Raw genomic sequence first — 17,846 nt, forward strand, 5'->3', positions numbered from 1 at the left:
TATATGTTCCTTAGCTCCGCAAACATGAGAGCAATGCAAATAAGGGCCCCGGCTATGCAAATTGGGACTTTGATCGGGCCCGTAACGGTGGCCTATCCTACTGATGGCTCCGACCGTCCACCACTCGGAATCTGTATTTTGCGAAAATGTTGTGGTTATTACTACATTTTCCCTTGAGTGATGCCTTGAAAAAAGGTATTTGTAGCTTAACTTGATAAAAGAACAAACATCATGCCTTCGATTACGGTTGAACCGTGCACCTTTGCCTTGTTCGGCGCCCTCGGCGATCTGGCCCTGCGCAAGCTGTTTCCTGCCCTTTATCAGCTCGATGGCGCAGGCCTCTTGCACGAGGACACGCGAATTATCGCGCTGGCCCGTGAGCCTGGCAGCGAGCAGCAGCATTTGGCGTTCATCGCCTCCGAGCTGCGCCGCTACGTCGTCGCCAAAGAGCTGGACGAGGCCGTGGTCGAACGCTTCCTGGCCCGCCTGAGTTACCTGCACGTCGACTTCCTCAAGGCTGACGATTACGTCGCCCTGGCCGAAATGGCTGGCAGCGCGCAGCGGGTGATTGCCTACTTCGCGACACCGGCCGCCGTTTACGGCGCGATCTGCGAGAACCTGTCGAAGGTCGGCCTGACCGAAAACACCCGCGTGGTGCTGGAAAAACCCATCGGTTCGGACCTGGAATCCTCGCGCAAGGTCAACGACGCCGTGGCGCAGTTCTTCCCGGAGAACCGCACCTACCGTATCGACCACTACCTGGGCAAAGAAACCGTCCAGAACCTGATCGCCCTGCGTTTCGCCAACAGCCTGTTCGAAACCCAGTGGAACCAGAATTACATCTCCCACGTGGAAATCACCGTGGCCGAGAAGGTCGGGATCGAAGGTCGCTGGGGTTACTTCGACAAGGCCGGTCAGCTGCGGGACATGATCCAGAATCACCTGCTGCAACTGCTCTGCCTGATCGCCATGGACCCGCCGGCCGACCTGTCCGCTGACAGCATCCGCGACGAGAAAGTCAAAGTGCTCAAGGCGCTGGCGCCGATCAGTCCGGAAGGCCTGACCACTCAGGTCGTGCGCGGTCAGTACATCGCGGGTTACAGCGAAGGCAAATCGGTTCCCGGTTACCTGGAAGAGCCGAATTCCAACACCCAGAGCGACACCGAAACCTTCGTTGCGCTGCGTGCCGATATCCGCAACTGGCGTTGGGCCGGTGTGCCGTTTTACCTGCGTACCGGCAAGCGCATGCCGCAGAAGCTGTCGCAGATCGTCATCCACTTCAAGGAACCGTCCCACTACATCTTCGCTCCCGAGCAGCGTCTGCAAATCAGCAACAAGCTGATTATCCGCCTGCAACCGGACGAAGGCATTTCCTTGCGCGTGATGACCAAAGAACAAGGCCTGGACAAGGGTATGCAGCTGCGCAGCGGTCCGTTGCAGCTGAATTTTTCCGACACTTATCGCAGCGCACGGATTCCCGATGCCTACGAGCGGTTGTTGCTGGAAGTGATGCGCGGCAATCAGAACCTGTTTGTCCGTAAAGATGAAATCGAAGCCGCGTGGAAGTGGTGTGACCAGTTGATCGCCGGGTGGAAAAAATCCGGTGATGCGCCCAAGCCGTACGCGGCCGGGTCCTGGGGACCGATGAGCTCCATTGCTCTGATCACGCGGGACGGGAGGTCGTGGTATGGCGATATCTGAATTGAAACTGCCTCAGGGTGTCAGCGCCCATGAGTTCAAAAGCCCGGTGTTGCTGGCCGAAGGCCTGGCGCTGAATGTGGCCAAGCGACTGAGTGACGCGATCGATGCGCGCGGCACCGCGACCTTGGTGGTTTCCGGTGGACGCAGTCCGGTGGCGTTTTTTCAGCACCTGGCCAAGCAGACGCTGGACTGGTCCAAGGTTGTCGTCACCCTGGCCGACGAGCGCTGGGTACCGGTTGAACACGCCGACAGCAATGCCGGTCTGCTCAAGCGTTACCTGTTGCAAGGCCCGGCGGCCAAGGCTCAGTTCCTGAGTCTGTACAGCGCCACCGCCAACCTTGAACTGGCCGCCGAGCAGGCGGATCGCTTGCTCGCCGAGTTGCCGCCAATCGACGTGCTGATACTTGGCATGGGCGACGACGGTCACACCGCCTCGCTGTTCCCGAATAGCCCGAACCTGGCCGACGCCTTGAAAGCCGACGGCACACGTCGTTGCTACCCGATGCTGGCGCCAACCGTGCCGCATCAGCGCCTGACCATGAGTCGCGCGCTGCTGGCGTCGGCCAAGACCAGCGTTCTATCGATTTCCGGTCAGTCCAAGCTGACCACCTTGAGTGCCGCATTGGCCGGTGACGATGTCGCCGCCATGCCGATTCGCGCGTTTCTGCAACCTACGTTAGAGATTTACTGGTGCCCATGAGCCAAGGAACAGCCGCTATGACAACCCCATCCCCGACCGTTTCCATGGCGGACAAAGTTGCCCTGATCGACAGCCTCTGCGCCAAGGCGCGGATCTTGCCGGTGATTACCATCGCTCGCGAACAGGACATCCTGCCGCTGGCCGACGCCCTCGCGGCCGGTGGCCTGACAGCCCTGGAAGTGACCTTGCGTTCACAGTTCGGCCTCAAGGCTATCCAGATTTTGCGCGAGCAGCGTCCAGAGCTGGTGACCGGTGCCGGCACTGTGCTCGATCGCAACATGCTGGCGGCTGCCGAAGCGGCCGGTTCGCAGTTCATCGTCACGCCGGGCATCACCCGTGACCTGCTGGAAGCCAGCGTCAACAGCCCGATTCCGCTGTTGCCGGGCATCAGCAACGCTTCCGGCATCATGGAAGGCTACGGCCTGGGTTATCGTCGATTCAAGCTGTTCCCGGCGGAAGTCAGCGGCGGTGTCGCGGCTATCAAAGCCCTTGGCGGCCCGTTTGGCGAAGTGAAATTCTGCCCGACTGGCGGCGTCAGCCCGGCCAACATCAAGAGCTACATGGCGTTGAAAAACGTGATGTGCGTGGGCGGTAGCTGGATGCTTGATCCCGAGTGGATCAAGAACGGCGACTGGGCCCGCATTCAGGAATGCACCGCCGAGGCATTGGCGCTGCTGGACTGATCGGCTTTTACCAAACACTTCGTTGTGTGTTCTACGGCTTTACGGTGCGCTTGGTCGGTGCACCGTTTTTTTTGCCTGCCAAAAACCTGTAGGAGCGGGCTTGCTCGCGAAGGCGGCCTGACATTCGACATCTGCATTGAATGTAGCGGCCTCTTCGCGAGCAAGTCGGATCGCCGCACCGCCGCTCCCACATGGACATCATGCGATACATAGTTACCGCATCTCGCTGCTCGGCCAGCGTTAACCTGCGTTCATCTTATGGAAGAGAGAACGTTATGGACGACAACACTCCGGTTTCACCCGAACCAGCGGTTTACCTGCTTTCACCCGAACAGATCGCCGGTCCATATTTCCGAAATCCGAAATTGATCAGACGAAACATCAGCGAAGGGATGGATGGCATTCCCTTGGTGCTGAGGCTGACGATCGTCGATGCCATGACCGGTCAACCAGTGGCTGACGCGCTGGTGGATATCTGGCACTGCAACGCACGCGGGGCGTATTCGGGCTGGAGCAAGGTCAATCCAGACACGGAAATCGACGTCGACGACATAGGTTCTATCCCGCGAACCGACGACGACACTTACCTGCGAGGCGGGCAATTCACCGACAAGAACGGCATCGTGCGGTTTACCACGATCTATCCGGGGTTCTACGCCGGCCGTGCCCTGCACATTCACGTCGTGGTACGCATTATGGAAGGCAACAACTACCTGGAAGAGCGGCATGTTGCCTGGGTCGGTCAGCTCTACTTTCCCGAGGCGGCCTCGCGCTCGGTACTCAACGCCAGGGAATACCGCGGTCGAGCCGTTTCGCCGCTGACCAACGATCAAGATTTTTTCTATGAAAACATGGGCGGCGAAGCATCGACCTTGAACGTTCACACCCTGAGTCGAGACTCGAATAAAGATGGCTACTTCGGGCACACGACCATCGGCATCGACACCTTTGCGGTATCGACGCAGATCAAGCCCGAGGACTTCGACAAACACACCGTGTGACGTCAACGCAGTTCGGTGAGCGCCCGGGTCAGCAAATCCATGTCTGCAGCGGTGTTAGTGAGCCCCGGGGTTATGCGAATGCACGGACCACTCGCGGCACCACTGCGGGCCACGGTAAACAGGTTGTAGTCCTTGAGCAGCCGCTCGACCATCGCCTGTTGATCGGCATGCCGGGTAAAGCGCATCGACGTGATGCCGCAATACAGTCGCGGGTCGTCCGGGGTCATGACTTCGATCCCCGGCAACTCGCGTACCGCGCTCACCCAGCGGTTGCGCAGGTAATTGAGCCGAGCGCCCTTGGCGGCGGAACCGCCCATGGCCCGATGTTCCTCGAACACCAGCGGCAGGGTCAGCAGCGCCGGAATGTTGGGCGTGCTGTACGGCGTGCGGGCGCGAATGTCGGTGACCGGAAAATGCATCTCGCCCATGTCCGGGTCGATGTCGGCGAGGCGCTCGGGGGCGATGTAAATGAAGCCCAGGGTCAGTGGCGCACCGATCCATTTGTGCAGGGTGTAGCCAGCAAAGGCGATGCCCAGTTCATCGAGATTGAACTCGAACTGGCCGAGCGCATGCGCGCCGTCGAGGATCACGTCGATGCCATGTTCCCTGGCCGCTGCAGCAATGGCCTGCACCGGCATCACCAACCCGGAGCGATGGGTGACGTGGGTCAGGGCCATCAGTTTGAGTCGCGGATAACGCACGAAGGCCTCGCGGTAAGTGGCCAGTAAACTGTCGAAACTGGCGGGGTGCGAGTGTTCGATCTCGATCACCTCGACGCCGCGATGACGTGCCAGCCAGCGCATGGCCCCTTTGACCGTGTCGTATTCCAGATCACTTATCAGCACCTGATCGCCCGGCGTCAGACGGTTGTAGTTGCGGATCAGCGATTGCAGGCCGTCCGAAGCATTGCGGGTGAGGGCGACAGTGTCGGCAGGTACGCCCACCAGATCGGCGAGCTGTGCGCGGATTTCAAGGCTTTCGCCCTGTTCGAAGCGTTGGCGCACATGCACCGAGTTGCTGCGATTGATCAGTTCGATGTTGCGCTGATACTCCTCGACCACTGTGCGCGACATGCGCCCGAAGTACCCGTTTTCGAGGTTGACCGGGCCGGGTTCAACCGCGTATCGGTCGGCAAAGGTTCGCCAGAAGGCTTCATCACGGGCACGGCGAGTGTTATCGGGCATGGGCTACTCAATCAGGGGCCAGGAATGGGGGGGCGGGTCAATGGCGAGGGGCGGGTTTGCCATGTTTGGCGCGTAGCGGTTCGAGCAACTCCGACAGGCCGTTGTGATCGATTTCCTGCATCAAGGCCAGCAAGCCGCCGAGTTCTCCATGGGGGAAACCTTCGCGAGCGAACCAGTTCAGGTATTGGCCGGGGAGGTCGGCAATGATTCGGCCCTTGTTTTTGCCAAAGGGCATTTCACGGGTAATCAACAGTTCGAGCTTTTCAGGGTTCATCAATCAGTCGTCTTGATTCAAACAGTCTGGAAAATACAGGCATTCTGCATGCAGGCCAAATGACAGATCATGCAAAAAAAACGGATACAGATTTCGCGTTAAACGGTAAGTGATTGAAATATAAGTAGTAAGTAGTCGATTCATTGCTGGCATGCAGGATGCAACACCTATTGCATCTTTCATCAACCCGCGAGGAATTGAAAATGACCGACATGAATAAAGAAGCCATCTCTGTACTCAACGACCTGATTGAAACCAGCAAAGACGGTCAGGAAGGGTTCAAGACTTGCGCTGAAGACATCAAACACCCAGAACTGAAATCCCTGTTCATGCAGCGTTCCGCCGACTGCGCCACTGCGGCTTCCGAACTGCAAGCGCAGGTGCGCTCGCTAGGCGGCGATCCGGAAACGTCCACCAGCGTCAGCGGTGATATGCACCGTCGCTGGGTCGACGTGAAAGCGATGTTCACCGGCAAGGATGAAGAGGCCGTGCTGAACGAAGCCGAGCGGGGTGAAGACCACGCACTGAAGGCTTACAAAGAAGCCATCGAAAAAATCAACAAATACAACCTGGTGGGCATTCGTGACCTGGTTGAACGTCAGTACCACGGCGTGCAACGCAATCACGATCAGGTAAAAGCCCTGCGTAACCAGGCGCGCGCACGCTCGTAAGCGTTCGTTGCCTGTCAAAAACGCCAGCCAGTCTGGCGTTTTTTTTGTGTCTGGGAATTAGCACTGGACGGATGTTAGTTAGCTAGCTAATAATTTGTTTATCAAGTGACTGAACCGATCCCGACTATCGTTAAATCGCCTTTCCAAGAGTCCTTTACGTGCCTATCACCTTGCAGGCTTTGTTTGCGCCTGACCGCCGCGCCTTACAGTTCGCGATCAAAACCTTGATCGGCGGCGGCCTGGCGCTGTGGCTGGCATTACGCTGGGGTCTGGAGCAACCGGCCTGGGCGTTGATGACGGCGTTCATCGTCGCTCAGCCCTTGTCCGGGATGGTGGTGCAGAAGGGCCTGGCGAGGTTGCTGGGCACCCTGGTCGGGACGATGATGTCAGTGGTGTTCATGGGGGTGTTTGCCCAGACGCCTTGGCTGTTTTTGTTGGCCTTGGCGTTATGGCTAGGGCTGTGTACGGCAAGTTCGACCTTGCTGCGCAGCGCCTGGTCCTATTCGTTCGTGCTGGCCGGTTACACGGTGGCGATCATCGCGCTGCCGGCCATTACTCATCCGCTGACGGTGTTCGATCAAGCCGTGGCTCGCTGCACGGAAATCTGCCTGGGCATTCTTTGCGCCACCGCCGCCAGTGCGCTGCTCTGGCCGATGCGGGTCGAACGGCAACTGGCGGATCAGGCGCGGGCAGCGTGGCAAAGCGGTATGAACGCCGCGCGTGCAACCCTGGCCGGTGATGGTCAGGCGCGTAAAGGCTTACTGGAAATCCTCGGCAAAATCGTCGCCGTCGATGCCCAGCGCGAGCATGCCTGGTTTGAAGGAAGCCTGGGGCGGCAACGAGCGCGGGGGATCAGCGGCTTGAGCCAGAAGCTGTTGATGCTACTGCGCATCGCCCGTTCGGTGCGCCGTCAGTGGAAGCAATTGGAACCCCAGGAAGCCGAGCAACTGTTGCCCTGGATGACCGAGGTTCAAGAGGCGCTCGACAGCCCGGATTCCGTGACCCTGCAAGCGCTGCGTCCGAGGTTGCTCGACGCTTCCCACGATCCGCACATCAGCTCCGCGCAGAGTTACTGCCTGGCCCGTTTCACCTTGTTGCTCGATACCGCCATGGCGGCCAGCGCCGCGTTGAACGCCGTTGAGGAGGGCAAGGAGACGGTCGACCCACCGAGAACCCTGACACCGCACCGCGACCTGTCATTGGCGCTGATGTTCGGTGCCCGCAGTGCGTTGGCGTTTCTGGTGGTCTCGTGCTTCTGGTTGGCGACCGCCTGGCCAGCTGCCTCCGGCGCGCTGCTGTTGACGTGCGTGGTGTGTAGCCTGTTTGCCAGCCGCGAGAATGGCGCTCAAATCGGCATGAGTTTTATGCGCGGGATCTTCCTGGCGATTCCGGCCGCGTTTATCGTCGGGCAGATTCTGCTGCCGCAATGGAGTGGTTTTGCCTTGCTGTGCATGGGCATGGGCGTGCCGTTGTTCCTCGGCGCGCTGGGCATGGCCAAACCGCAGATCGGTGCGACGGCGACCTCATTTTGTCTGCACTTCATCGTGCTGGTCTCGCCACTCAATGCGATGAAATTCGATGTCGCGACGTTCTTCAACAGCGCTCAATCCATCGTGGTCGGTGTCGGCGCCGCCGTGCTGGCGTTCCATTTGTTGATCCTGCGCAACCCGACGTGGCATGGCCGACGTTTGCTGGCGGCGACCCTCGACGATCTGGTGCGCCTGACCCGGCGCAATCTGCGCGGTGCCGAAAGCTGGTTTGGCGGGCGCATGGCCGACCGCTTGCTGCAATTGGCGCGGCACTATCCCGAGTTGCCGGAGCCGGCGCGCAGTCGCTGGGACGACGGCTTGCTCGGCCTGGACATCGGCGACGAACTGCTGCATTTGCGTTTGAGTCTGGCGGTGGCGCAGGTACCGGTCAGTGCGCCTCAGCGGCGTTATCTCGAACAGCTGGAAAAAATCCTCGAGCAAGGCCCGGCCGGCAGTCGTGCCGAGGCGTTGGCGCAGCCGAGCGAAGAATTCTTGAAGACTTTGTACGCGTTGCCCCCCAGCGATGCGGTGAAACTGGCCCAAGGCGCGGTGCTGCAATTGCAAAGCAGCTGGCGCGCCTGGTGCCGTCAACAGGAGCAAAGCCATGGGCTTGCGTGAGTGGTCGGTGGGTGGCGTGCTGCTCAGTCCGTTTCTGATTTATGTGCTGCTGGCGCTGCTCGTCACTGGCGCCTTGCGCATGCTCTTGCGCCTGACGCCGGTGGGCCGCTGGATCTGGCACGAAGCATTGTTTGATTGCGCCTTGTACGTCTGTGTATTGACCTTGATCACCGTCGTCCTCGGACCTTTATAAGGAGTTGAAAATGCGAACACCGATACGTGTCGCGGTGACCTTGTGCCTGGTAGCGGCGGCGATATTTGCCGGCTTCCATTTGTGGCAGTACTACATGCTCACGCCCTGGACTCGGGATGCGCGGATCCGCGCCGACGTGGTGGTGATCGCCCCGGACGTCTCGGGTTGGGTGCGTGAGCTCAAGGCTTTTGATAACCAGCAGGTCAAGGCCGGCGATTTATTGCTGAGCATTGATCGTGAACGTTTCGAAGCGGCGCTGGAGAAAGCCCAGGCGGTGGTGCAGACCCGTCAGCAGCAACTCAATCTGCGCGAGAAAGAAGCCAGTCGCCGCGCGGCCCTCGGTCCGCAGGCCATCAGTGCCGAGCTGCGCGAGAACGCGCAAATCAACGCCGGCATCGCCCGTGGCGAACTGCGTGAAGCCCAGGCCGAAGCCAAGGTTGCGGAACTCAACCTCGCCCGTAGTCAGGTCCATGCGCCGCGCAATGGTCACATCACCAATCTGCGTTTGGCCGAAGGCAACTACGTGAATGCCGGGCAATCGGTGATGGCATTGATCGACGATTCGACTTTCTATGTGCAGGCGTATTTCGAGGAAACCAAACTGCCACGGATTCGTGTTGGCGATCCGGTGAAGGTCTGGTTGATGAGTGCGGGGGAGGGGTTGCAGGGGCATGTGGAAAGCATCAGTCGCGGGATTACCGATCGCAATACCACGCCGGACGGGCAGTTGCTGGCAGAGGTCGAGCCGACGTTTAACTGGGTGAGGCTGGCGCAGCGGATTCCGGTACGGATCAAGATTGATAAGTTGCCGGAAGGGATGAGTTTGAGTTCGGGGATGACGGCGAGTGTGCAGGTTGGGGAGGGAGAGCGGTCGCGGTGAATTTTAGATCTTTATCTGGCTTTAGAACCACCCCTCACCCCAGCCCTCTCCCCACGGGGGAGAGGGGGAAAGGGAGCTGATCTCGGTTGTTTTCAGAGCCTGAGTTCGACTTGGAATTGCAGGTCGCAGTAGCTCGTCCAAACACCTCGGTCAGTCCCCTCTACCCCTTGGGGAGAGGGTTAGGGTGAGGGGTGGATTCAACTGACACCCCTCCCCGAATCAGCCGATGCTGATCGCCGGCAGCTTAGGCAACGTCACCGTCTGTTGCTTACGCGGCGCCAGAATCTCCGCCTCGCCGTCCACTACCAATTCATCGCGCTGGTTAAACACGCGAGTGGCAATCCGCACACGAAACTTCGGCAGCTTCTCGAGGATCTCCAGACGCACGGTCAGTGTGTCGCCAATTTTCACCGGCTTCTGAAAGCTCATTTGCTGACCGATATAAATAGTCCCCGGCCCAGGCAACTCGCAGGCAACGGCAGCGCTGATCAGCGCGCCGCTGAACATGCCGTGAGCAATGCGCTCCTTGAACATGGTGCCGGCGGCGAATTCAGCGTCCAGGTGCACCGGGTTGTGATCGCCGGACATCGCGGCGAACAACTGAATGTCGCGCTCTTCGACCGTCTTGCTGTAGCTGGCGGTCTGGCCGACTTCAAGGGCCTCGTAAGGGGTGTTGGTAACCTGGGTCATCTGTTTCAATTCCTGTCACGAATAAATAAATTCAAAAAAACTATTCCGATCTGGGTGGCCGACGGTGGCTCAGCGCCTGAGCGATCCAGTTCAACACGTCATTGATCACTTCATCGCGATTGCTCTCGTTGAACAGTTCATGCCGTGCCTGCGGGTAAATAGTCAGTTGCAGGCTCTGGCTGCCGGCAGCGCGCAGCGCATGGGCCAGATCTTTCAGACGCTTGCCATCGCTCACCGGATCACATTCACCACCGATGACCAGCAACGGCAGGCCCGGATCAATCTGAGCGAGATTGGACGCTTTGCTGATTTGCTGCAACCCACCGAGCAAATCGATCCACAGCTGATTGGTGCAGCGAAAGCCGCAGAGCGGGTCGTTGGCGTACAGATCGACCTCTGCCGGGTCGCGGCTGAGCCAGTCGAACCGCGTGCGCACCGGTTTGAATTTCTTGTTGAACGAACCGAACGACAGCCATTCGATCAGCGCGCTGCGACCCTTCGGGCCTTGGCGCAAACGTTCCAGCCGTGCAATCTGCCGCGCCGCGCGATAGAGCGCCACCGGTTGGAAGTTCGACCCGCTGAGAACGGCCCCGTGCAGGCTGGCGCTATGGTGCAGCAGATAGGCCTGGGCGATGTAGCTGCCCATGCTGTGACCGAGCAGCACAATCGGCACGCCCGGATGTTGTTGGCCGATGTGCTGGTTGAGGCTCGCCAGGTCGCCGACTACCTTGCACCAACCGTCATTGTCGGCGAAATGGCCGAGCGTCCCGTTTTCGGCAGTTTTGCCATGTCCACGCAGGTCCGGCGCATACACACCGTAGCCTTGAGCACAGAATTTTTCCGCCAGACGGGCGTAGCGGCCACTGTGTTCCGCCATGCCGTGGGCCAGCAGGATCACTGCTTTTAAAGGCGCGGCGGGCAGCCACTGGTTGACGAAGAGGCGGCTGCGGTCGCTCGCGGTCAACCAGAAAGTGTCGTGGATCATGGCGGTTCCTTTGCATTGGGCTGCATGTGGCATGGGCGTCGTTGCATTGTATAGCGCATCCAAAGCGTGCCGTCTGATCAGGCCACGCCACGGCAGCAAGATTCACACGATCAATGTCGACCGTGCGCATATTTGCCTGATTCGCCATAGCTGCTAGTGTCCGTGGAGCCCCGCTTTTTCGCCCTTTGTTTTGAAGAAGGACAGAAAAGCGGCCCCGGATAGGTTCAGGTAAAGAGGACAAGAACAATGCAACCTGATTTCTGGAATGACAAACGCCCGGCCGGCGTGCCCCTGGACATCGATCAAGGGGCCTACAAGTCGGTGATCGAGGTGTTCGAGCGTTCCTGCAAGAAATTTGCTGACCGCCCGGCATTCAGCAACATGGGTGTAACCCTGACCTACGCCGAACTGGAACGCTACAGCGCTGCGTTCGCCGGTTACCTGCAAGCCCACACCGACCTGGTGCCGGGGGATCGCATTGCGGTGCAGATGCCCAACGTCCTGCATTACCCGATTGCCGTGTTCGGTGCCTTGCGCGCCGGGCTCATCGTGGTCAACACCAACCCGCTGTACACCGCGCGTGAGATGCGTCATCAGTTCAAGGACTCCGGTGCCCGGGCGCTGGTGTACCTGAACATGTTCGGGCAGAAAGTCCAGGAAGTGCTGCCCGACACCGATATCCAGTACCTGATCGAAGCGAAGATGGGCGACCTGATGCCCACCGCCAAGGGCTGGCTGGTCAATACGATGGTGAGCAAGGTCAAGAAGATGGTCCCGGCGTACTCCTTGCCGCAGGCCATTTCCTTCAAGAGCGCGCTGCACCTGGGCCGGGGCCTGGGCATCAAGCCGCTGAAGATCGCGCTGGACGACATCGCCGTGCTGCAATACACCGGCGGCACTACTGGCCTGGCCAAGGGCGCGATGCTGACCCACGGCAACCTGGTGGCCAACATGCAGCAAGTGCGGGCGTGCCTGGAGCAGTTCGGCAACGACGGCCAGCCGCTGTTGCGCGAAGGGCAAGAGGTGATGGTCGCGCCGCTGCCGCTGTACCACATCTATGCCTTCACCGCGAATTGCATGTGCATGATGGTTTCGGGCAACCACAACGTGCTGATCACCAATCCGCGAGACATCAAGGGCTTCATCAAGGAGCTGAAGAACTGGCGATTCTCGGCGTTGCTGGGGCTCAACACCCTGTTCGTCGCGCTGATGGACCACCCGGATTTCAAGACCCTGGATTTCTCCAGCCTCAAACTCACCAACTCCGGCGGCACCGCGCTGGTCAAGGCCACGGCCGAGCGCTGGGAAGAACTCACCGGTTGCCGCATCACCGAAGGTTACGGCCTGACCGAAACTTCGCCGGTGGCCTGCACCAACCCGTACGGCGACAAGTCGCGCCTCGGCACGGTCGGCCTGCCTGTGCCGGGCACCACGCTGAAAGTCATCAACGATGAAGGTGTCGAGCAGGCGCTGGGTGAGCGCGGCGAACTGTGCATCAAGGGCCCGCAGATCATGAAGGGCTACTGGCAGAAACCCGAAGCCACCGCCGAAGTGCTGGATGCCGAAGGCTGGTTCAAGTCGGGCGACATCGCGGTGATCGACCCGGACGGTTTTGTGCGCATCGTCGATCGCAAGAAAGACATGATCATCGTCTCGGGTTTCAACGTGTACCCGAACGAAATCGAAGACGTGGTGATGGCTCACCCGAAAGTCGCCAACTGTGCGGTGATCGGGGTGCCGGACGAGCGTTCGGGGGAGGCAGTGAAGCTGTTTGTGGTGGCCCGTGAAACGGGTGTCAGCCTTGAAGAACTGAAGGCCTACTGCAAGGAAAACTTCACGGCGTACAAAGTGCCCAAGCACATTGTCTTGCGTGAGTCGTTGCCGATGACGCCGGTGGGCAAGATCTTGCGGCGGGAGCTGCGTGATATCGCCTGAGTGGTGAATAGCCGCGCTTCGCGCGGCTCGCGGGCAAGCCATGCTCCTACGGGTTCAGTGTTGTTCACAAGCAGGGTGAGCGACGCAAACCTGTAGGAGCATGGCTTGCCCGTGATGCTTTTAAAGGGGCGAAAGCCCCGGATTCACGGCCTTTCAAGACTGTATAGGGTTTTTGCTCTAAAATGACCGCCTTCTATTCTTGAGTCATTAAAGTGACTGTAGAGGCGACTTTTGGCTCTAGTCGGCCCTTGGCAAAGCTGCTACTCTCGGCGCGCTTTTGTGACTTCTCGGCCTATATAAAAGCCAGATTCACCAATAAAAAACATACACCAATAATAATCGCATCAAATGCGGTGATGAATTCGCGTTGCTGAGGAGTGGGCTTCCATGATCGAAGACTTTTGGAAGGATAAGTACCCTGCCGGGATTGCTGCCGACATCAATCCAGACGAGTATCCGAATATTCAGGCAGTGTTGAAGCAGTCCTGCCAACGCTTCGCCAACAAACCGGCATTCAGCAACCTGGGCAAGACAATCACCTACGGTGAACTGTACGAATTGTCCGGTGCCTTTGCCGCTTACCTGCAACAGCATACCGACTTGCAGCCGGGCGATCGAATCGCCGTGCAGCTGCCTAACGTGTTGCAGTACCCGGTCGCCGTCTTCGGTGCCATCCGCGCCGGGCTGATCGTGGTCAACACCAACCCGCTGTACACCGCGCGGGAAATGGAACACCAATTCAACGACTCCGGTGCCAAAGCCCTGGTCTGCCTGGCCAACATGGCGCACCTGGCCCAGCTCGTCGTGCCGAAAACCGGCGTCAAGCACGTGATCGTCACCGAAGTGGCCGACCTGCTGCCGCCGCTCAAGCGCCTGCTGGTCAACAGTGTCATCAAGTACGTGAAGAAGATGGTCCCGGCGTATCACTTGCCCAAGGCCATCAAGTTCAACGACGTATTGAGCAAGGGCCACGGCCAGCCAGTCGCCGAAGCCAACCCGGCCAGCAGCGACGTTGCCGTGCTGCAATACACCGGCGGCACCACCGGCGTGGCCAAGGGCGCAATGCTGACCCATCGCAACCTGGTGGCGAACATGCTGCAGTGCAAGGCGCTGATGGGGTCCAACCTCAATGAAGGTTGCGAGGTCCTGATCACCCCGCTGCCGCTGTACCACATCTATGCCTTCACCTTTCATTGCATGGCAATGATGCTGATCGGCAACCACAACATCCTGATCAGCAACCCGCGCGATTTGACGGCGATGGTCAAGGAACTGTCGAAGTGGAAGTTCAGCGGTTTCGTCGGGCTCAATACGCTGTTTGTCGCCCTGTGCAACAACGAAGCCTTCCGCAAGCTGGATTTCTCTGCACTGAAAGTCACCCTGTCCGGTGGCATGGCCCTGCAACTGGCCGCCGCCGAGCGCTGGAAAGCGGTCACCGGTTGCGCCATCTGCGAAGGTTACGGCATGACCGAAACCAGCCCGGTGGCCACTGTCAATCCAATCCAGAACATCCAGATCGGCACCATTGGTATTCCGGTGCCGTCGACCCTGTGCAAAGTCATCGACGATGCCGGCGTTGAACAGCCGTTAGGCGACATCGGCGAGCTGTGTGTGAAAGGTCCGCAAGTGATGAAGGGCTACTGGCAACGTCAGGACGCCACCGATGAAATCCTCGACAGCGAAGGCTGGTTGAAGACCGGTGACATCGCGCTGATCCAGCCTGACGGTTACATGCGCATCGTCGATCGCAAGAAAGACATGATCCTGGTCTCCGGTTTCAACGTGTACCCGAACGAACTGGAAGACGTACTGGCGACCCTGCCGGGCGTTCTGCAATGCGCAGCCATCGGCGTGCCGGACGAGAAGTCGGGCGAGGCGATCAAGATCTTCATCGTCGCCAAACCGGGCGTGACGCTGACCAAGGAACAGGTGATGGAGCACATGCGCGCCAACGTCACCGGATACAAAGTGCCGAAAGCCGTGGAATTCCGCGATGCGCTGCCGACCACCAATGTCGGCAAGATCCTGCGCCGCGAGTTGCGCGACGAAGAGCTGAAGAAGCTCGGCGTCAAGAAGGTAAGCGCGTAACCAACAAAAAGCCCTGCAGATGCGGGGCTTTTTGTTTAATGCGATATCAGAAGTGCCCTTGTGGCGAGGGGATTCATCCCCGTTGGGCTGCGAAGCGGCCCTAGCGTCTTTTCAGCCAGACTAAGTTGTATGGATTTACGACTGCTTCGCAGCCGAACGGGGATGAATCCCCTCGCCACAAATGTGGACGCCGCGCTTAAGTGAACAGCATTGCCGCAGATGCGAAGCTTTTGATTTTAGAGGCGGAACTGCGCGAAATTGACGTTGGTACCCGCCGGGCGCATGTCCTGGAGGTACGAGTCCTTGTCGGCGCTCAGTTCCAGGCTCAGGGCCGCTTTGCGTTTGCCTTCGTTGCGCACCACCAGGCCTTCGAGCTTCTCGCGCAGGAACACCGTCGGCACTTTCAGGTGCAGCAGTTCGTCGGTTTCCGGGGTGTGCATCAGCAGGTGAACCCACTCGTACTGACCAATGGCCAGGCGCGCGACCGGAATATCGAACCACCAGATGTTGCGATTGCGGTTCAATTCGGTGAAATGGCAGTTGTTGACGCCAAGCACAGCACCGCCAAGTTCCTGGTTTCTGCGGGCAATGGCCTGCTTTTTATCGAGTTTCATAACATTCCTACGGGATTGGATCTTCAGCGCCATGGCCTGAATACGTTGCGCATTCTCGGGGGTTGGTCGGCAAACATAAAGCCCAACCTGCACTGAACGATGAAATGTCGCCGTGAAAATAAATGAAACTCCGCGCAAACGCCTCCGGTCAATCCTTATGTAAAGACTTTTCCGTTGAATTGTTCACAGGAGAAACACCATGAGCAGCACTGGCGATAAAGTAAAAGGCATGGCCAACGAAGCCGCCGGCAACGTCAAGCAAGGCGTCGGCAAGGCCACTGGTAACGAAAAAATGCGCTCTGAAGGCGTCGCTCAGGAAAGGAAAGGCGAAGCCCAGCAGGCGGTCGGCAAAGTCAAGGATGCTCTTAAAAAAGGCATCGACAAGGCCTGATCAGGCCTTTGATGAGCAACAGAAACGGCCATCCGCGGATGGCCGTTTTTGTGTCGGCCTGAACTTGCACAAGGAAATTGTTTCAAACTCGCCAAGTACGCTACTTTGATGTAGAAAACGGCCCCTGAGTCGCCACGACTTCAACCAAATTTGCGGCGAAAGGAGACGCTAATGTTTTTCCCACACATGAAAGGCCAGCGCCTGCACCGTGTCATGGTGCGCACGATCACCGAGTTCGTCGACGACGAGATGTCGACCTATGCCTCGGCGTTGGCCTATCAAATGCTGTTCTCACTGTTTCCCTTCATTCTGTTCCTGATCGCCCTGATCGGTTTCCTGCACCTGCCGGACTTCTTCTCCTGGCTGCGCCTGCAATCGGAACTGGTCCTGCCGCCCCAGGCGCTGGAGCAGGTGAACCCGGTCATCGACCAGCTCCAGCAATCCAAGGGTGGCTTGCTGTCGGTCGGTATCGTGATTGCCCTGTGGACCGCGTCCGCCGGTGTTCGGCTGATGATGAGCGCGATGAACGCCGCCTACGACGTGGTCGAAGGCCGGCCGGCGTGGAAGCGTTTCCCGCTGTCGATTTTCTACACCATCGGCATCGCCGGTATGCTACTGATCGCCGCGGCGCTGATGGTGCTCGGGCCGCAGGTAATGGGCTGGATCGCCGCGCAAGTCGGCCTCGAAGACTTCATCGTGACCCTTTGGACTATTGTGCGCTGGCCGGTGGTGGTGATTCTGTTGATGATGGCGGTGGCGCTGATTTACTACGTCATGCCCGACGTCAAACAGGAGTTTCGCTTTATCACCCCCGGTTCGGTGCTGGCCGTGGTGGTGTGGATCCTTGCATCGGTGGGCTTCGGTCTGTACGTCAAAACTTTCGCCGACTACAACGCCATGTATGGCAGTATCGGCGCGATCATCGTGCTGTTGCTGTACTTCTACATTTCTGCCGCGGTGCTGTTGCTCGGCGCCGAGATGAATGCAGTGATCGAACACATGTCGACCGAGGGCAAGGATGATGGCGAAAAATTCCCCGGCGAGCACGATCACGAACACAAACAACATGTGTCGGGATTGGGTCGGGACCACTCGATCAAGCCGACCACTGACGAAGTCATCAAATGATCCGTGAAATCCTGAAAATGGGCGACGAACGCCTGCTGCGCATTGCCCCGCCAGTGCCTGCCGAAATGTTCGACAGCCCGGAGCTGTGGCAACTGATTGACGACATGTTCCAGACCATGGAGAGCGTCGGTGGCGTTGGCCTGGCTGCGCCGCAGATAGGCGTCGACCTGCAACTGGTGATCTTCGGTTTCGAGCACAGCGAACGCTATCCGGACGCCGAAGCGGTGCCGCAGACGATTCTGATCAACCCGTTGATCACGCCGTTGAGCCCGACGCTGGAAGAGGGTTTCGAAGGCTGTCTGTCGGTGCCCGGCCTGCGCGGCGCGGTGGATCGCTATCAGCACATTCGGTACGAAGGTTTCGACCCCAAAGGGCAGCCGATTGTGCGCATTGCGTCAGGCTTCCACGCGCGGGTAGTGCAGCATGAATGCGATCACCTGATCGGCCGGTTGTACCCCTCGCGTATCAGTGATTTCAGAAAGTTCGGGTATACCGAAGTGATGTTTCCGGATCTCGATCCGAACGCAGACGATTGAAACCACCACAAACCAAATGTGGGAGCGGCGGTGCGACGATTCGAC

18 protein-coding genes are annotated in these 17,846 nt (G+C 58.9%); 13 read left to right on the forward strand and 5 right to left on the reverse strand.

All coding sequences use genetic code 11. From position 1 onward, the window contains the following. Window positions 1–231 precede the first annotated feature (231 nt). The 4 genes from zwf (at window position 232) to DFS28_RS22360 (ending at window position 4,085) form a co-directional block, all read left to right on the forward strand. Complete coding sequence (zwf, locus tag DFS28_RS22345; RefSeq protein WP_008151108.1) at window positions 232–1,701, forward strand: glucose-6-phosphate dehydrogenase; 1,470 nt, start codon at window positions 232–234, stop codon at window positions 1,699–1,701. Further along, window positions 1,688–2,401, forward strand: coding sequence for a 6-phosphogluconolactonase (gene pgl, locus DFS28_RS22350; protein WP_111451468.1), 714 nt, complete (start codon window positions 1,688–1,690; stop codon window positions 2,399–2,401). Before zwf ends, pgl begins: the two co-directional genes overlap by 14 nt. Window positions 2,402–2,418: 17 nt before the next feature. Further along, window positions 2,419–3,084, forward strand: coding sequence for a bifunctional 4-hydroxy-2-oxoglutarate aldolase/2-dehydro-3-deoxy-phosphogluconate aldolase (locus tag DFS28_RS22355; protein WP_008151112.1), 666 nt, complete (start codon window positions 2,419–2,421; stop codon window positions 3,082–3,084). 275 nt (window positions 3,085–3,359) lie between these two features. After that, window positions 3,360–4,085: an intradiol ring-cleavage dioxygenase gene (locus tag DFS28_RS22360; protein ID WP_111451469.1), complete on the forward strand. Its 726-nt coding sequence runs from the start codon at window positions 3,360–3,362 to the stop codon at window positions 4,083–4,085. A 2-nt stretch (window positions 4,086–4,087) separates the two neighbouring features. Here the strand turns inward: DFS28_RS22360 and DFS28_RS22365 are convergent, their stop codons facing one another. Beyond that, window positions 4,088–5,269: an aminotransferase class V-fold PLP-dependent enzyme gene (locus tag DFS28_RS22365; RefSeq protein WP_111451470.1), complete on the reverse strand. Its 1,182-nt coding sequence runs from the start codon at window positions 5,267–5,269 to the stop codon at window positions 4,088–4,090. Between the two features lie 37 nt (window positions 5,270–5,306). Beyond that, on the reverse strand, window positions 5,307–5,543 hold the full coding sequence (locus DFS28_RS22370; protein ID WP_111451471.1) for a DUF3820 family protein: 237 nt from the start codon (window positions 5,541–5,543) through the stop codon (window positions 5,307–5,309). A gap of 203 nt (window positions 5,544–5,746) precedes the next feature. Here DFS28_RS22370 and DFS28_RS22375 point away from each other — a divergent pair, with 203 nt between their 5' ends. The 4 genes from DFS28_RS22375 to DFS28_RS22390 all read left to right on the forward strand — a co-directional run bounded on the left by DFS28_RS22375 (window position 5,747) and on the right by DFS28_RS22390 (window position 9,434). Continuing rightward, window positions 5,747–6,214: a PA2169 family four-helix-bundle protein gene (locus DFS28_RS22375; protein ID WP_111451472.1), complete on the forward strand. Its 468-nt coding sequence runs from the start codon at window positions 5,747–5,749 to the stop codon at window positions 6,212–6,214. 158 nt (window positions 6,215–6,372) lie between these two features. After that, on the forward strand, window positions 6,373–8,361 hold the full coding sequence (locus DFS28_RS22380) for an FUSC family protein (protein ID WP_111451473.1): 1,989 nt from the start codon (window positions 6,373–6,375) through the stop codon (window positions 8,359–8,361). Beyond that, window positions 8,348–8,554, forward strand: a complete 207-nt coding sequence (locus tag DFS28_RS22385) for a DUF1656 domain-containing protein (RefSeq protein WP_008151119.1) — start codon at window positions 8,348–8,350, stop codon at window positions 8,552–8,554. Before DFS28_RS22380 ends, DFS28_RS22385 begins: the two co-directional genes overlap by 14 nt. A gap of 10 nt (window positions 8,555–8,564) precedes the next feature. Next, on the forward strand, window positions 8,565–9,434 hold the full coding sequence (locus DFS28_RS22390) for an HlyD family secretion protein (RefSeq protein ID WP_111451474.1): 870 nt from the start codon (window positions 8,565–8,567) through the stop codon (window positions 9,432–9,434). A gap of 219 nt (window positions 9,435–9,653) precedes the next feature. Here the strand turns inward: DFS28_RS22390 and DFS28_RS22395 are convergent, their stop codons facing one another. Then, on the reverse strand, window positions 9,654–10,124 hold the full coding sequence (locus tag DFS28_RS22395; RefSeq protein ID WP_046049496.1) for a MaoC family dehydratase: 471 nt from the start codon (window positions 10,122–10,124) through the stop codon (window positions 9,654–9,656). 40 nt (window positions 10,125–10,164) lie between these two features. Beyond that, entirely contained in the window at window positions 10,165–11,109 is a 945-nt protein-coding gene (locus tag DFS28_RS22400; RefSeq protein ID WP_111451475.1) for an alpha/beta hydrolase, read from the reverse strand. Between the two features lie 246 nt (window positions 11,110–11,355). Here DFS28_RS22400 and fadD2 point away from each other — a divergent pair, with 246 nt between their 5' ends. Both fadD2 and fadD1 read left to right on the forward strand, forming a co-directional pair. After that, complete coding sequence (fadD2, locus tag DFS28_RS22405) at window positions 11,356–13,044, forward strand: long-chain-fatty-acid--CoA ligase FadD2 (protein ID WP_111451476.1); 1,689 nt, start codon at window positions 11,356–11,358, stop codon at window positions 13,042–13,044. A 387-nt stretch (window positions 13,045–13,431) separates the two neighbouring features. Continuing rightward, entirely contained in the window at window positions 13,432–15,132 is a 1,701-nt protein-coding gene (fadD1, locus tag DFS28_RS22410) for a long-chain-fatty-acid--CoA ligase FadD1 (RefSeq protein ID WP_111451477.1), read from the forward strand. Between the two features lie 236 nt (window positions 15,133–15,368). On the opposite strand, the gene DFS28_RS22415 is transcribed toward fadD1, so the two are convergent. Further along, window positions 15,369–15,746, reverse strand: a complete 378-nt coding sequence (locus DFS28_RS22415; protein WP_111451478.1) for a hypothetical protein — start codon at window positions 15,744–15,746, stop codon at window positions 15,369–15,371. Between the two features lie 199 nt (window positions 15,747–15,945). Here DFS28_RS22415 and DFS28_RS22420 point away from each other — a divergent pair, with 199 nt between their 5' ends. The 3 genes from DFS28_RS22420 (at window position 15,946) to def (ending at window position 17,801) form a co-directional block, all read left to right on the forward strand. After that, complete coding sequence (locus DFS28_RS22420) at window positions 15,946–16,137, forward strand: CsbD family protein (RefSeq protein WP_111451479.1); 192 nt, start codon at window positions 15,946–15,948, stop codon at window positions 16,135–16,137. A 171-nt stretch (window positions 16,138–16,308) separates the two neighbouring features. Further along, the gene (locus DFS28_RS22425) at window positions 16,309–17,265 is read left to right on the forward strand and encodes a YihY/virulence factor BrkB family protein (RefSeq protein WP_111451480.1); all 957 of its coding nucleotides are present in this window, start codon (window positions 16,309–16,311) and stop codon (window positions 17,263–17,265) included. After that, window positions 17,262–17,801, forward strand: coding sequence for a peptide deformylase (def, locus tag DFS28_RS22430; RefSeq protein ID WP_111451481.1), 540 nt, complete (start codon window positions 17,262–17,264; stop codon window positions 17,799–17,801). The genes DFS28_RS22425 and def overlap by 4 nt, the downstream gene beginning before the upstream one ends. Window positions 17,802–17,846 lie beyond the last annotated feature (45 nt).

Origin of the sequence: Pseudomonas sp. 478 (genome assembly GCF_003254125.1) — a bacterium.
Lineage (GTDB): Bacteria > Pseudomonadota > Gammaproteobacteria > Pseudomonadales > Pseudomonadaceae > Aquipseudomonas.

Coding starts and splice junctions, on each gene's coding strand:
- DFS28_RS22415 (WP_111451478.1), bottom strand. CDS start 15,746: ATGAAACTCGATAAAAAGCAGGCCATTGCCCGCAGAAACCAGGAACTT.
- DFS28_RS22420 (WP_111451479.1), top strand. CDS start 15,946: ATGAGCAGCACTGGCGATAAAGTAAAAGGCATGGCCAACGAAGCCGCC.
- DFS28_RS22425 (WP_111451480.1), top strand. CDS start 16,309: ATGTTTTTCCCACACATGAAAGGCCAGCGCCTGCACCGTGTCATGGTG.
- DFS28_RS22395 (WP_046049496.1), bottom strand. CDS start 10,124: ATGACCCAGGTTACCAACACCCCTTACGAGGCCCTTGAAGTCGGCCAG.
- fadD2 (WP_111451476.1), top strand. CDS start 11,356: ATGCAACCTGATTTCTGGAATGACAAACGCCCGGCCGGCGTGCCCCTG.
- DFS28_RS22400 (WP_111451475.1), bottom strand. CDS start 11,109: ATGATCCACGACACTTTCTGGTTGACCGCGAGCGACCGCAGCCGCCTC.
- DFS28_RS22365 (WP_111451470.1), bottom strand. CDS start 5,269: ATGCCCGATAACACTCGCCGTGCCCGTGATGAAGCCTTCTGGCGAACC.
- DFS28_RS22370 (WP_111451471.1), bottom strand. CDS start 5,543: ATGAACCCTGAAAAGCTCGAACTGTTGATTACCCGTGAAATGCCCTTT.
- DFS28_RS22355 (WP_008151112.1), top strand. CDS start 2,419: ATGACAACCCCATCCCCGACCGTTTCCATGGCGGACAAAGTTGCCCTG.
- DFS28_RS22385 (WP_008151119.1), top strand. CDS start 8,348: ATGGGCTTGCGTGAGTGGTCGGTGGGTGGCGTGCTGCTCAGTCCGTTT.
- DFS28_RS22360 (WP_111451469.1), top strand. CDS start 3,360: ATGGACGACAACACTCCGGTTTCACCCGAACCAGCGGTTTACCTGCTT.
- def (WP_111451481.1), top strand. CDS start 17,262: ATGATCCGTGAAATCCTGAAAATGGGCGACGAACGCCTGCTGCGCATT.
- pgl (WP_111451468.1), top strand. CDS start 1,688: ATGGCGATATCTGAATTGAAACTGCCTCAGGGTGTCAGCGCCCATGAG.
- fadD1 (WP_111451477.1), top strand. CDS start 13,432: ATGATCGAAGACTTTTGGAAGGATAAGTACCCTGCCGGGATTGCTGCC.
- zwf (WP_008151108.1), top strand. CDS start 232: ATGCCTTCGATTACGGTTGAACCGTGCACCTTTGCCTTGTTCGGCGCC.
- DFS28_RS22390 (WP_111451474.1), top strand. CDS start 8,565: ATGCGAACACCGATACGTGTCGCGGTGACCTTGTGCCTGGTAGCGGCG.
- DFS28_RS22375 (WP_111451472.1), top strand. CDS start 5,747: ATGACCGACATGAATAAAGAAGCCATCTCTGTACTCAACGACCTGATT.